General features: G+C 70.8%; 14 protein-coding genes. 2 read left to right on the forward strand and 12 right to left on the reverse strand.

Annotated elements, in window-relative coordinates:
- On the reverse strand, nucleotides 1–963 hold a 963-nt coding region (locus ACNFOC_RS01460), incomplete at its 3' end, for an alpha/beta hydrolase (protein WP_416955738.1).
- 220 nt (nucleotides 964–1,183) lie between these two features.
- On the opposite strand from ACNFOC_RS01460, the gene ACNFOC_RS01465 reads away from it, so the two are divergent.
- Both ACNFOC_RS01465 and ACNFOC_RS01470 read left to right on the forward strand, forming a co-directional pair.
- Nucleotides 1,184–1,639 (forward strand): MarR family winged helix-turn-helix transcriptional regulator, encoded by a 456-nt coding sequence (locus ACNFOC_RS01465; RefSeq protein ID WP_416955739.1) that lies wholly within the window; start codon nucleotides 1,184–1,186, stop codon nucleotides 1,637–1,639.
- A 300-nt stretch (nucleotides 1,640–1,939) separates the two neighbouring features.
- Complete coding sequence (locus ACNFOC_RS01470; RefSeq protein ID WP_416955741.1) at nucleotides 1,940–3,577, forward strand: MFS transporter; 1,638 nt, start codon at nucleotides 1,940–1,942, stop codon at nucleotides 3,575–3,577.
- 125 nt (nucleotides 3,578–3,702) lie between these two features.
- Here ACNFOC_RS01470 and ACNFOC_RS01475 read toward each other — a convergent pair whose 3' ends face one another.
- The 11 genes from ACNFOC_RS01475 to ACNFOC_RS01525 form a co-directional block, all read right to left on the reverse strand.
- A complete protein-coding gene (locus ACNFOC_RS01475; protein WP_416955743.1) occupies nucleotides 3,703–4,356 on the reverse strand; it encodes a TetR/AcrR family transcriptional regulator in 654 nt (217 codons plus the stop codon).
- Between the two features lie 134 nt (nucleotides 4,357–4,490).
- A complete protein-coding gene (locus ACNFOC_RS01480; protein WP_416955745.1) occupies nucleotides 4,491–5,099 on the reverse strand; it encodes a flavin reductase family protein in 609 nt (202 codons plus the stop codon).
- 30 nt (nucleotides 5,100–5,129) lie between these two features.
- Nucleotides 5,130–6,551, reverse strand: coding sequence for a dihydropyrimidinase (gene hydA, locus ACNFOC_RS01485; RefSeq protein WP_416955747.1), 1,422 nt, complete (start codon nucleotides 6,549–6,551; stop codon nucleotides 5,130–5,132).
- Between the two features lie 23 nt (nucleotides 6,552–6,574).
- Nucleotides 6,575–6,955 carry an allophanate hydrolase-related protein gene (locus ACNFOC_RS01490; protein WP_416955749.1) on the reverse strand — a complete coding sequence of 127 codons (381 nt, stop codon included), beginning with the start codon at nucleotides 6,953–6,955 and terminating at the stop codon, nucleotides 6,575–6,577.
- A gap of 13 nt (nucleotides 6,956–6,968) precedes the next feature.
- Entirely contained in the window at nucleotides 6,969–8,132 is a 1,164-nt protein-coding gene (locus tag ACNFOC_RS01495) for an NAD(P)/FAD-dependent oxidoreductase (protein WP_416955751.1), read from the reverse strand.
- Nucleotides 8,129–9,490, reverse strand: coding sequence for an FAD-dependent oxidoreductase (locus ACNFOC_RS01500; protein ID WP_416955753.1), 1,362 nt, complete (start codon nucleotides 9,488–9,490; stop codon nucleotides 8,129–8,131). Before ACNFOC_RS01500 ends, ACNFOC_RS01495 begins: the two co-directional genes overlap by 4 nt.
- 4 nt (nucleotides 9,491–9,494) lie before the next feature.
- Nucleotides 9,495–9,788 (reverse strand): (2Fe-2S)-binding protein, encoded by a 294-nt coding sequence (locus ACNFOC_RS01505; protein WP_416955755.1) that lies wholly within the window; start codon nucleotides 9,786–9,788, stop codon nucleotides 9,495–9,497.
- A gap of 35 nt (nucleotides 9,789–9,823) precedes the next feature.
- Entirely contained in the window at nucleotides 9,824–10,591 is a 768-nt protein-coding gene (locus ACNFOC_RS01510; RefSeq protein WP_405952794.1) for an amino acid ABC transporter ATP-binding protein, read from the reverse strand.
- A complete protein-coding gene (locus tag ACNFOC_RS01515; RefSeq protein WP_416955757.1) occupies nucleotides 10,588–11,319 on the reverse strand; it encodes an amino acid ABC transporter permease in 732 nt (243 codons plus the stop codon). The genes ACNFOC_RS01510 and ACNFOC_RS01515 overlap by 4 nt, the downstream gene beginning before the upstream one ends.
- A gap of 38 nt (nucleotides 11,320–11,357) precedes the next feature.
- Entirely contained in the window at nucleotides 11,358–12,233 is an 876-nt protein-coding gene (locus ACNFOC_RS01520; RefSeq protein ID WP_416955759.1) for an ABC transporter substrate-binding protein, read from the reverse strand.
- 7 nt (nucleotides 12,234–12,240) lie between these two features.
- A complete protein-coding gene (locus tag ACNFOC_RS01525; RefSeq protein WP_416955761.1) occupies nucleotides 12,241–13,191 on the reverse strand; it encodes a dihydrodipicolinate synthase family protein in 951 nt (316 codons plus the stop codon).
- Between the last annotated feature and the right edge of the window lie 36 nt (nucleotides 13,192–13,227).

The following is a 13,227-nucleotide window of genomic DNA, read 5'->3' on the forward strand; positions in this document are numbered from 1 at the left end:
GGAGGCGAGCGCCTTGCGCAGGACGGTGACGGCCATCGTGATCGCGGCCTCGGCGGCGTGCGTCTCGCGCAGGGCGTTCAGCATCACGAAGTCGTGGATGATCCCCTGGAAACGGACGGCGGTGACGGGGACGCCGGCCTCGCGGAGCTTGTCGGCGTAGGCCTCGCCCTCGTCGCGCAGCACGTCGGCCTCGCCGGTGATGACGAGGGCCGGGGGCAGGCCGGTGAGCTGCTCGGTGGTCGCCCGCAGCGGGGAGGCGGTGATCTGGGCGCGCTCGGCCTCGTCGGTCGTGTACTGGTCCCAGAACCACTGCATGCCGTCGCTGCGCAGGAAGTAGCCCTCGGCGAACTGGTGGTAGGAGCCGGTGTCGAAGTTCGCGTCGGTGACCGGGTAGAACAGCACCTGCTGCACCAGGGGGACATCCCCCCGCTGCTTGGCCATCAGCGTCAGCGCGGCGGTCATGTTGCCGCCCACCGAGTCGCCGACGACGGCGATGCGCGTCGGGTCGAGGTCCTTGGTCGTGCCCTCCTGGACGACCCATCGGGCGACGGCGTAGTTCTGCTCGATGGCGACCGGGTAGCGGGCCTCGGGGGAGAGGTCGTACTCCGGGAAGACCACGGCAGCGTTCGCGCCGACGGCGAGTTCGCGCACCAGTCGGTCGTGGGTGTGGGCGTTGCCGAACACCCAGCCGGCGCCGTGGATGTAGATGATCACGGGGAGTGTGCCGGTGACCCCGGCCGGGCGGACGATACGGGCCCTGACCTGGCCGGTCGGGCCGCCGGGCACGGTGATCCACTCCTCGTCGACGGCGGGCTTCGCGATTTCCCCGGACTGCACCTCGTCGACGGCCTTGCGGCCCTCCGCCGGGGCGAGGTCGAAGAGGTACGGCGGGTTCGCGGTCGTCTCGACGAAGGCCTGGGCGGCGGGTTCGAGGACGGGGCGGGGTGCGGTGCTGTCGGTCATGGCGATCTCCTCGGATCGGGTGCCGCGGCGGGTTCCGGGCGGGTCTCGCCCGGTGGTGCGGCACGAGGATGAGAGTAGCGTGCGATTGAGTCGTGCACAACTAAAGCGTGCTCGATAGAATCGACTGGACCTGAACGATAAGGTGGTGATGGCCCTGAAGGGCGCCGTAGGCGGCGCAGAGGCCGTCGAAGCCGTAGAAGCAGGAGCGAGGAGTCGCACCATGAGCCCAGCCGCCGCGGAACCGGCCGAGGGATCGCTGCTCCTCGACGACCAGTTGTGCTTCGCGCTGTACGCGGCGTCCCGCGCGGTGACCGCCCGCTACCGGCCGCTGCTGGAAGAACTGGGGCTGACCTACCCGCAGTACCTCGTCATGCTCGTCCTCTGGGAGCAGGACTCGATCTCCGTACGGGACCTGGGCACCGCGCTCCAGCTGGAGTCCAGCACCCTCTCCCCGCTCCTGAAGCGGCTGGAGGCGAGCGGTCTGCTGCGCCGCGAACGCCGCCGGGACGACGAACGCTCGGTCGCCATCCGGCTCACCGACGCCGGGGAGCGGATGCGTGAGCAGGCCGCCGCCGTACCCCTCGCCATCGGTGACGCCATGGGCCTGACGCCCGATCAGGACGCCCTGGCCAAGCAGCTCCTCCGGCTGATCACCACCAACGTCGCCGCTGGCTGAACCGCCCGCCACCTGCGCTTTCCCGCTCGGCGAGGCGTCCTGTCGTCGCCGCTGTTCAGCTTAGTTTGCAGGCCCAACGGCATCTCCTGGACCGGGTCCCCGGTATACGGTCCGAAGCGATTTCCCGAAAAGAAATGGCTTACGTCAATGGAGATTCAAGCCGCACAACCAGGTCCACTTCCGGGCAGCGGAGCGCGATCGACGGAGTCGGCACCGTCACCCCCGCCGTAGCCGCGCACAGAACGCCACGCGCAGTTCACGCCCGGTCAACCCGCCCCCGTACGACGTTGAAGAGGTGCCATGCCGACCCTGGTCTCCGAAGTCTCGCCGCCGGCCCCGCAGCCGGACAGTCCGTCCCGGAACGTCACCGCCACCATCGTCCTGGCCTGCGTGGGAGTCTTCGTCTCCTACCTGCCGGTCGTCGGTGTGTCGGTCGCGCTCCCGGTGATCCAGCAGGCGCTCGACGCGTCCACCACCGGGCTCCAGTGGATCACCGACGCCTTCATCCTGCCGACCGCCGCACTGCTCCTGACCTGCGGTGTCATCGGTGACCTCTACGGCCGTAAAAAGATGTATCTGATCGGCCTGACGCTGTCCTGTCTCGGCTGTCTCGTCGCCCTCACCGCGCATGGCGTCGTGCAGGTCTGCGTCGGCCAGGCGCTCACCGGCGTCGGCACCGCCGCCCTGCTGCCCGCGACCCTCGGTCTGATCAGCCACGTCTGCCCCGACCACCGCAAGCGGGGCGCCGCGATCGCCCTGTGGACGGCCGCCCTCGGCCTCGGCCTGACCCTCGGCCCCCTCTTCAACGGCCTGATCGTGGAGCACGCGAGCTGGCGCTGGATCTTCCTGCCCACCCTGGCCATCGGCGCCGTCACGGTCCTCGTCGGCGCCTTCACCTTGGTCGACTCCCGCTCGGACCGCGAACGCCACCTCGACATACCCGGCCAACTCCTCGCCGTGGTCGCCATCACGGCCATCGTCTACGGCGTCATCGAGGGCGGCGGCGCCCCGGGCTGGGGTTCGGCCGAGGTCGTCACCGCGTTCGTCGTGGCGGCGCTCGCCCTGCCGGCCTTCGTCCTGGTCGAACTGCGGTCGCGCTGCCCGATGCTGGACATGCGGCTGTTCAAGTCCCCGGCGTTCTCCGGGGCCGCGTTCGTCATGGCGCTCACCCTGTTCGCACAGGTCGGCCTGGTGTTCTCGCTCAGCGAGTACTTCGGTCTCGTCCACCACGCCTCGACCTGGGACATCGGGGTGCGCCTGATCGCGCTCAACGGCTTCACCGTCCTCCTCGGCCCGGTGGTCGGCCGGCTGATGCACCGGTTCTCGCCCGGCCTCGTGCTGGTGACCGGCCTGCTCGTCGGCGGCATCGGCGCGCTCCTGGTCAGCCTCTTCGACGCCACCACAGGCACCGGCGAAGCGGCCCTGGTCATCGCGGTGCTGGGCATCGGCATCGCGCTGGCGATGGCCCCGATCACCACGATCGCCATGAACAGTCTGCCGCGCCGCCTGGGCAGCACCGCCGGTGCCGCCAACAGCGCCCTCCGGCAGATCGGCAGCGCGCTGGGCCCCGCCATCTTCGGCGTCGTCCTCACCCACCGCACCCTCGGCACCCTGCCGGGACACGTCGCCGCGTCCGGCCTGAACCCGGCCGACCAGGGCCAGGTCATCGGCATGGTCAACGGCGCCGGCATCCAGGCGGGCGCCTTCCTCCACCTGAACACCGGCGAGGCGACGGGCCAGGCCCTGGCCGCCTACGGAGCGAGCTTCACGGACGCGCTGCACACCTGCGCCCTCGTCGGCGGCATCGGCATGCTGGTGGCCGCGGTCGTCGCCCTCCTCACGATCGGCATTCGCGCCCGCGCGCCGCACGGCGAGACAGAGGCCGCGGCGGCGACGCATCCGGCCGCCGGGGCGACGGCAGTTGGTGAGGGCGGCTGAGCAACTGCTGTCATATGAGGGGTGGTTGTCCTTCAGCCGCATGGCGCTGCGGGACAACCACCCTTTGTCGTACGCCCTGTTGGCCGATATCCGCGCCGACGCAGCCGACCCGGCACGGCCTCCCGTCAGCCGACGGCGCTGTCGTTCTCCAGCGCGGGGGCGAGGAGATGGCAGAGGGAGTCGGCCAGCAGGTGCAGGGGATCGGCGGTCTCCAGCGGCCACTCGACGGCGATCCAGGCGGCGAAGAACGACTCGGTCTGCAATACGGCCATCAGCGCTCGCTGACGAGCCTCCGCCGGGTCGACGCCCCGCCAGCGCTGCGGGGGGTCGACCAGCATCGCGACATAGCGCTCGTGGGCCTCGACGTACTGCACCCGGCCCTCACCGAGGCTGCGGAGCGCCGCCGGGGCCGCCGAGTTGGCGACGCGGCGGTCGGGCGCCATCTCACGCCAGCGGGCCGCGGCCTCGTCCAGCCAGGTGCGGATGGCGGCCCGGGTCCAGCGCGGCAGCGCGGCCAGGTCGGCGTACGCCTCGCCCATCACGCCGTACACGCGGTCCACCAGCGCGTCGACGATCTCGGCCTTGCCGGGGAAATGGGCGTAGACCGTGGCCCGAGTCACCCCCGCCGCCTGGGCGATGTCCTCCATCCGTGCGTCGAGGAACGGCTTCTCGGTGAAGACCGTGACGGCCGCGTCGAGCAGTCGGCGATGCGTGAGGATCTTCTGTTCCTCGCGCATGTTCCTGCGGGGCGCCGGCTCCATCCGCCCAGTGTCTTGCATGGGTCGACAGTACTTCGCGCGCGGCGTGCCTTCGAAACCCTGTGACGGCGCACCGGAATCCGGCCCTCGGCAACTCCATGGGATTCGGCGGCCGGAACACCGAGCCGGCGGTGAGCCCCGTATGACCTCTCGGCTCAGCTCGACGCGGGCCAGTCGGCGTACCGGATGCGGCGCAGGTCGCGGACCTCGCCGACGGTGCACCACTCGTCCTTGCCCAGACGTGCCAGCGGGCGCAGCCGGGTGACCTCGGGATGGCCGTCGTCCAGGACGCTCTCGTCGATCGCGATGTGCACCACCCGTCCGAAGACCACGGTGGAGTCGCCCAGCCGGAGCGTGCTGTGCAGCTCGCACTCCAGCGCCACGGGGGAGCGGGCGACGCGCGGTGCCTTCACCCGGGTACTGGCCTCGCGCTCCACTCCCACGGCGTCGAACTCGCTCACGCCGTGCGGGAAGTCGGTGGCGGTCCTGTTCACCTCCTCGATGAGCGGCTCCGGGGCGAGGTTGACCACGAACTGCCCGGTGGCCTCGACATTGCGCAGCGAGTCCTTACGGCCGACCGAGGTGAACTGCACGATGGGCGGCGCGACCGACGAGACCGTGAAGAAGGAGTGCGGGGCGAGATTGTCGACGCCGTCGGCGGAGACGGTCGACACCCAGGCGATGGGGCGCGGGACGACGGTCGAGTTGAGCAGACGGTAGACCGCGACCGGTTCCAGCTGGGCCGGGTTGAATTCAGTGCGCATACCAGCGATATATCAGACGCCCGCCAGGGGTCAGCAGACCAGGGACCGGCTCAGCGGGCCCGAGCGCAGATGGCGGCCCCGGCGTTCGCCGTCCGTCAGCCGGCCGGCCTCCACGACGGGACGGCCGCCCACCACGACGGTCTCCGGCCAGCCGGTGACCGGTATGCCCTCGTACGGCGTGTAGTCCGTGGCCATGTGCAGGCCGGTGCTGCGGACGGTCCGGGTGGCCGTCGGGTCCCAGATCACCAGGTCCGCGTCCGAGCCGGGCGCGATGACTCCCTTGCGGGGGTAAAGGCCGTTGAGCCGGGCCGGGTTGGCGCACATCAACTCGACGAAGCGGCCCACCGGCAGACCGCCCTTGACCACCAGCTCGCTGAAGATCACCGGCATACGGGTCTCCACCCCCGGCAGACCGTTGGGCATCGCCCGGACGTCGTGGCGCACCGACTCCTTCTGGGCCGTGTCGTAGCAGCAGTGGTCGCTGCCGATCGTCGCCACCTGGCCCATGAGCAGCCGGGAGCGCAGTCCGGCGACCGTGCCGGCGTCCCGCAACGGCGGGCAGCACACGAAGCGTTCGGGATGCGGGCCCGTGTACGCCGAGTCGTCCAGCACCAGGTGATGGGCCACCGTCTCCGTGAACGCCCGCACTCCCCGCCCACGGGCGCGGGCCACCAGGTCGACCGCCTCGGGTGTCGACTGGTGGACGAAGTACACCGGGGCCGACACCGACTCCGCGATGGCGAGGATCTCGGCGACCGACGCGTTCTCGGCCAACTCCGGCCGCGTACCCGCGTGATGGGACGCGCCGATCGACCCGGCCGCCTCGCCGCGCTCCTGCGTGTCCGCGATGATGTGGTCGGCCTCGCAGTGGATGACCACCATCCCGCCCAGGTCCCGCAGCGTCGTCATCACATTGAGGATGGTCTTCTCGTCGGCCATGGTCTCGCCGCGATAGGTGGTGAACATCTTCACCGTGACGATGCCGTCGGAGGCCAGCGACCGCAGCTGTTCCGGCACGGTGTCGTCCCACTCGACCACGCACCCGTGCAGCGCGCTGTCGCACAACCCCTGTGCCGCTTTGGCGCGTTGGGCCGCGGCGACGTCGGCCGGGTTCTCGCCGGGGCGCGGGATGGCGAAGTCCACGATCGTCGTCGTACCGCCGAAGACCGCCGCCGTGGTGGCCTGGCGGTAGTCGTCGAGGGAGGTGAAGTCCCCCGAGGTGAAGCCGACATGGCAGTGCGGGTCCACGCCGCCGGGCAGCACGAGGCGTCCGGAGGCGTCCAACTCGGCGGTGGCGGCGGCCTGTACGGTGCGGTACGCGCCGGGCTCCACCACCCCGAGCACCTTGCCGCCGCCCACCAGGACGTCCGCGGCGCCCTGCCAGTCGGCATTGACCACGGTGCCGCCCCGGACGACGAGGTCGACGGGTTCGGTCGATGAGGGGTGGGACATGACGGACCTCCAGCGAGTAGGTGTCAGAGCGAGGCGAGGTAGGCGTGCCAGCCGCCGTGGGCGGTGATGTCGACGACCCCGGGTGCCGTCAGCGCGGAGGCGCGCATGCGCATCGAGAAGGAACCCGAGCCGTCCGCCAGGGCGATCACGCCCAGTTCGAGTTCCGCGGGCTCCTCGGGCAGCAGTCGCTCGCGCAGCACCTCGTAACCGACCTCGTACACCTCGCCGTTGATCGCGGCGCCGCCCTCCGCGACCGGGTGCAGGCCGGGGAACTCGTCGCGCACGGAGAAGAAGCGGTACGTGGCTGCCGTGCGGGCGGGACCGAGCAGGCGGGCCTCGCTCAGCGCGTGGTTGAGGGTGCCTCCGGACATCGCCTGGCCGTTGACGAACATTCTCAGGGTCATGGGGGAGTGCCTTTCAGGGCGATACGGGAGTGGTGGCGTCGTCGTGCAGCAGACGGCCGGGGCCGAGGTCGTCCACCGGGTCGGCCGGAGCCTCCCCGGCGATCTGGCGGGCCAGCGTGTCGCCCCACACCGGGGCGAGGGTGAACGCGTAGGTGCCGCCCGCGACGAAGAACCCGGGGTGGCCCGGGACTTCACCGATCACCGGCATCTCGTCCGGAGTCGCGGCCAGCGGCCCGGCCCACATCCGCAGCAGCCGCAGATCGCCGAGGAACGGCAGGACGCGCCCGGCCTGGGCGAGGTTGCCGGCCATGCTGGGCACGCTGACGGTACTGCGGCCCGCCATGTCCAGCTCGGCGGCCGGCCAGCCGCCGCCGATCAGCAGGTTGCCCGCGCTGACCTGCTTGACCGACATGCCCTCGCCGATGTGCTGGACCAGGTGGTGCATGACCGGCGGAACCCGCACGGTCACGTGCATCTGGATCGCGACGGGTGACATCTGTATGTGGATTCCGGCCAGTGCGGAGGTCTCGGTGATCCACGGCCCGGCCGTGTTGACGACCACCGGCGCCGTCCAACTCCGGTCGCCCGAGAGCACCTTGTAGTGGTCGCCGACCCGCCGGATGCCGGTCACCGGGGTGAAGGCGTGCAGTTCGACACCGAGGCGGCGGGCCGCGGCCAGATAGGCGGGGGTGATCAGGAGCGGGTTGGCGTAGCCGTCCAGCGGGCACCAACTCGCGGCGCGTACCCGGTCGGAGAGCAACGGCAACTGCTTGCGGGCCTCGTCGCCGGTGAGCACCTCGGTGGGAATGCCCGCCCGTCGCTCCCACTCGTGCTTCTCCCTCAACTCCTCTTCCTGCGCGGCGGTTTCGGCGACCATGAAGCCACCGCCGCGCCGCAATTCCACGTCCGCGCCGAGCCGTTCCTCGATCTGCGACCAGTGGTCGGACGCCCGGCGTTGCAGAGGCAGCAGGCGGGCGCTGTCGACCGGCACGTCCTGGCCCGGGCGGCGGGTGTGGATGGCCTGGATGTGGAGGTTGCCCGCGGTGGTGCCGGACCCTTCCCGGTTGGGCGCGCCGCGCTCCAACACCACGACCCGGTAACCGCGTTCGGCGAGATGGAAGGCGGCACTCGCGCCGAGGATGCCGGCGCCGATGACGACGACGTCCGGCCGGGTCACGGGGCCTCCTGCCCTTCGACCGTCGCGGCCATGGGCAGCGGCCGTATCGGCATCCGGGCCGCGAAGCACTCCGCCACGGCCTCGCCCCGTCCGGCCAACGCCGCGACGATGTGGCCGCATTCGCGTCCCTGGCAGGGACCCATGCCGGCGCGGGTGGCGGCTTTGGTGCCGTGCAGGTCGTTCCAGCCGGTCGCGGCGGCCTGCCGGATCTCGCCCGCGCTGACGCCCTCGCAGCGGCAGACCTGGGTGGCGTCGGGGAGGTCGGCCGTGGCCGGCAACGGGTAGAGGCGGTCGGCCAGTTCGGCGAAACGGTCCAGGGCACGGGCCCGGCGGCGCAGGCCGGCCACCCGCACGGGCGCGCGTTCGGGGGCCAGACGGCGCAGGATCGCATGGGCGGCCAACTGCCCTCGTACGCCCGCCGCGTGCACTCCCGCGATACCGGCACAGTCCCCGGCGACGTACAGGCCGTTCACCGAGGTCGCGCCGTCCGCGTCCACGACCGGGAGCTGCTCCGTGCCGGTCGGGTCCGCCTGTGTACGGCAGCCCAGCAGCCGGGGCAGTTCGGTGCTGGGGCGGAAGCCGAAGCCCACGCACAGCGCGTCGGTCTCCAACTGCCGTACGCCGCCGTCCTCTTGGCCGATGTCCACCGAGGTGACCTGGGTGTCGCCGTGCGCGGCCAGCACACGGGCGCCCTGTTCGACGCGGACGCCGTGCCGGGCGAGGGTGAGCAGATAGCGGGCCGCCTCCGCGAGCCGGGCGGGCTGCCGCAGCGCGCCGCCGACCGAGGAGATCCCGGGCCGGTACGGGTGGTTCAGCTCGACCAGCGCCTCGATCCGGGCGCCCACCTCCAACAGTGCGCAGGCGACCGGGAGGAGGAACGGTCCGGTCCCGGCGAGCACCACCCGTCGGCCCACGGGAACCCGGTCCATGGTGGCCAGGTGCAGGGCGAACCCGGGGGTGACCACGCCCGGCAGCGTCCAGCCAGGGAAGGGCAGGGAGCGTTCGTACGCGCCGGTGGCGGCAAGCGTGGCCCGGGCGTCGACACGACCGAGGGCGCCCGTGCGGACGTCGGAGGTGAAGAGGGTGCGGCCCCCGTCCTCGGCGCCCCAGACCAGGGTGCCGGTGCGGACGTCGACCCCGGCGGCCCGCACCTGGTTGATCAGTTCGGTGCCGCGCGGGCGGAAGTCGCCGAAGGCGGCGGTGAGTTGCTCGGCCCGGCGCTTGTAGTACTGGCCGCCCAGGGTGTCGGACTCGTCGAGCAGTACGACGCTCAGTCCGCCCCGGGCCAGGACCAGCGCCGCGTGCAGCCCGGCCGGTCCGCCGCCGACCACCGCGACGTCCGCCTCCGACTCCGCCATGACGTCAGCCATGCGCGGCCGTCGGCAGCGGCTCGGTGTGCGTGCGGATGTCCATGCCGTCGGTGACGTGCGCGGTACAACTCCGGGAGCCGGGGCGGCCGTTGATGGTCACCTCGCACTCCAGGCAGACGCCCATTCCGCAAAAGGGGCCGCGCAACTGGCCGTTGACCGGGTTGCGGCGCAGCGGCCAGATGCCGGCCGCGACCAGGACGGCGGTCACGGACTGACCCGCCCAGGCCCGGCCGGGGGCGCCGTCGATGGTCACGGTGACCGTCTGCGGTGGGGAGTTGGTGCTCATGACTGTGCTCACAGGGCTGAAGAGGGGTGGGGGGTTCACAGGATCCGGTCCAGGAACTGGCGGGTGCGTTCGTGTTCCGGCGCGGAGAAGAAGAGGTCCGGGGACTTGTCCTCAACCACCGTTCCGTCGGCGATGAACACCACCCGGTCGGCCGCCGCCCGGGCGAAGCCCATCTCGTGGCTCACGACGATCATGGTCATGCCCTCCTCGCGGAGCCGGACCATGACGTCGAGGACCTCGCCGACCATCTCCGGGTCGAGCGCCGAGGTGGGCTCGTCGAAGAGCAGCAGTTCCGGGCGCATCGCCAGCGCGCGGGCGATGGCCACCCGCTGCTGCTGGCCGCCGGAGAGCTGGGAGGGGTAGGAGCCGGTCTTGTCGGCGAGCCCCACCATCGCCAGCAACTCCCGCGCCGCGCCGCGCGCTTCGGACTTGGAGACACCGTTCACGTGCACCGGACCGGACGCCACGTTGTCCAGCGCGGTCATGTTCGGGAACAGGTTGAACTGCTGGAACACCATGCCGGTACGCCGCCGTTGGACGGCGATCCGCCGCTCCCGCAGGGCCAGTTGGCGTCCGCCCCGCTCGCCGTAGCCGATCCGCTCGCCGCAGATGCTGACGGTGCCCGAGTCGGGGGTCTCCAGGTGGTTGAGGGTGCGCAGGAAGGTGCTCTTGCCGCCGCCCGAAGGACCCAGGACGAGCACGACCTCGCCCTGCCGGACCGTCAGGTCGATGCCTTTGAGGACTTCAACCCCACCGTAGGACTTGCGTACTTGGCGCGCTTCAACGACCGTCTCGATGGTCATCGGATCTCCATTTCGAGTGCCGGTACGGCGGCGGCGGTCTTGACGCGACGGCCTTTGCTCGGCCCGGTCTGGTGGCCGCGGCCGACCCGGATCTCCAGCCACCGCTGGACCAGTCCCCACAGGGTGGTCATCGCCAGGTAGTACAGGGCCGCCGCGGTGAGGCCCTCCAGGACCCGGAAGTTGGTCTGGACGGCGAACTGGGTGCGGCGCAGCAGCTCTTCGACCGAGATCACCGAGACGAGCGTGGTCGTCTTGAGCAGCCCGTTGAAGCTGTTGCCGAGCGGCGGGACCATCACCCGCAGCGCCTGCGGCATGACCACCACCCGGAACACCTTCCAGGGCGGCATGCCCAGCGCGCGGGCGGCCTCGGACTGACCGCGCGGGACCGACAGGACCCCGGCGCGGACGATCTCCGAGAGGTACGCCGCCTCGTTGAGGACCAGTCCGGTCAGGGCCGCGCTGATCACGCCGAGGCGTATACCCACCTGGGGCAACCCCGTGTAGATGATGACCAGTTGGACCAGGAGAGGTGTGCCGCGCATCAGCCACACGTAGAAGCCCGTGACCAGCCGGACCGGCCTGAAGCGGGACGCTCTGCCGAGCGCCACGAGCACGGCGAGCGGAAGGGCGAGCGCCATGCTGACCGCGGTCAGCCAGATCGTCGTCCAGGCTCCCTGGATGAGCTGGGGATTGGTGAGGAAGTCGAAGAAGGCATCCCACGACCACATGGCTCTCGCCCTTCGCTGGTTGCTTGGCGCGGATCGGGTTACTTCGCGCTGATCGCGCCGGTGGTCACCTTGAGGTCGCCGGTGTAGGCCGTGACGCCGTACTTCTTGAACAACTTGGCCAAGTACCCATTGCTACGAAGGGTGTTGAGCGCCTCTGCGACCGCGTCGGCGGGCTTCTGCTTGCCGAAACCGAGGGCGAGCGGAGCGGGGTTCATGCCCTTGACCGCCGTCTCGAAGCGGCCGTCCTTCTGGTAGTAGCTGGTCACCGCCTCGACGATGGCCACGCCCTCGACCTGGCCCGCGGACAGCGCCTGGTAGGCGTCGGCGGTGGTGGTGAAGGTGCGGACGGTGACCTGCTTCTTGCCGGCCGCCTTCAGCTCCTTGTTCAGCGCGGTGAGGGTGTCGAACTCGTAGCCCGGGGCCTCCACGGCGATGGTCTTGCCGGACAGGTCGTCCTCGGAGGTGATCTTCTTCGGGTTGCCCTTGGCGACGGAGATCGAGACGCCCTGGACCTCGTACGGGACGAGCTTGACGGTCTTGGCGCGCTCCGGTGTGTAGAACATGCCGGTGTCGATCATGTCCCAGCGGCCGGACTGCACACCGGGGATCTGCGCGTCGAAGGGGATGTTGACGAACTTCGGGGTGAGACACAGGAGTTTGGCTATCTCGTCGCCGAGGTCCACCCGCATCCCGACGATCTTGTTGGAGGCGTCGAGGTACTGCATGGGCGGCAGGGTCGCGTTGGTCGAGATCGTCAGCGTGCCCGCCTTGACCAGGTCCGCCTTGCCCACCTTGGGCGTACAGCCGGTCGGGGCCGCGGCGGCGGACGACGAGGACGAGTCCTCGCTGCCACAGGCCGTCACGGTCAGGAGCAGGGCGGCGGCGGAGGAGGCCGCGATGAGAAGTCTGCGCACGATCGGTTCACCTTTTTCCGGTGCTGGTGGAACAGGGGTGCAGCCCGGCCTCGTCGAGCGCCGCCGACAGGGCGGTCAGCGCGGACGGGTCCTCCAGGGGGAGCAGCGGGGGGCGTACATGCCCTCCGGGCTGCCCGAGCAGCCGCATGGCGGCTTTGAGCTGCGAGGTGGGTGAGGCGAACCGTGAGCTGTAGTCGTCGTTGACGAGCAGGTTCACAAGCCGTTCGTAGCGTGCGGACCATTCCCGGGCGAGGGACAGGTCGCCTGCCCAGTAGGCCTCGTAGAAGGGGACGGCGAAGCGGGCGCCGAGGCCACCGCCGTCAATGTTGCCGGCGCCGCCGAACTCGGCCATGACGGCCATGCCCCGGCGGTGGATGAAGCGGCCGAAGACCTGGACCTTGCCGGAGAGGGCCGCGCAGGTGTCCGCGACCTTCAACTCGTCGCCGGAGCTGTCCTTGACGGCCACCACGGTGTCCAACTCGGCCAGCCTGGCGAGGGTTTCGACGGTGATGTCGACGGCGGTGCCGCGCGGCCAGTTGTAGACCATGAGCGGCAGGTCGACCGCCCCGGCGAGAGTGGCGTAGAAGGCGTGGATCTCGTCCTGGCTCGGATGGACGTAGGGCGGCGGGGTGGTGAGGATGCCGTCCGCTCCGATCGAGCGGGCGTGCTCGCCGTAGCGTGCGGACTCGGCCGCGGTGTACGCGCCGCAGCCGATCACCACCGGTATCTGTCCGGAGAGTTCGGCGACCGCGATCTCGGCCACCCGGCGGCGCTCCTCGGGGGTCTGGGAGAACCACTCGCCGGTGGTGCCGTTCACCAGGACTCCGTGCACGCCGTGCTCCGCGTACAGCGCGAGCAGTGAGCGCCAGGCGTCCTCGTCGAGGGAGCCGTCGGCGGCGAAGGGGGTGGGTGCGGCCGGCCAGTAACCGCGCCAGGGGGCGGCGACCGAGGTGTTCATGGTGAGCTCCGATCGAGTGTCCGTCCCGTCAGGACG

It is taken from the genome of Streptomyces colwelliae, from assembly GCF_048158785.1.
Taxonomy (GTDB): Bacteria; Actinomycetota; Actinomycetes; order Streptomycetales; family Streptomycetaceae; genus Streptomyces.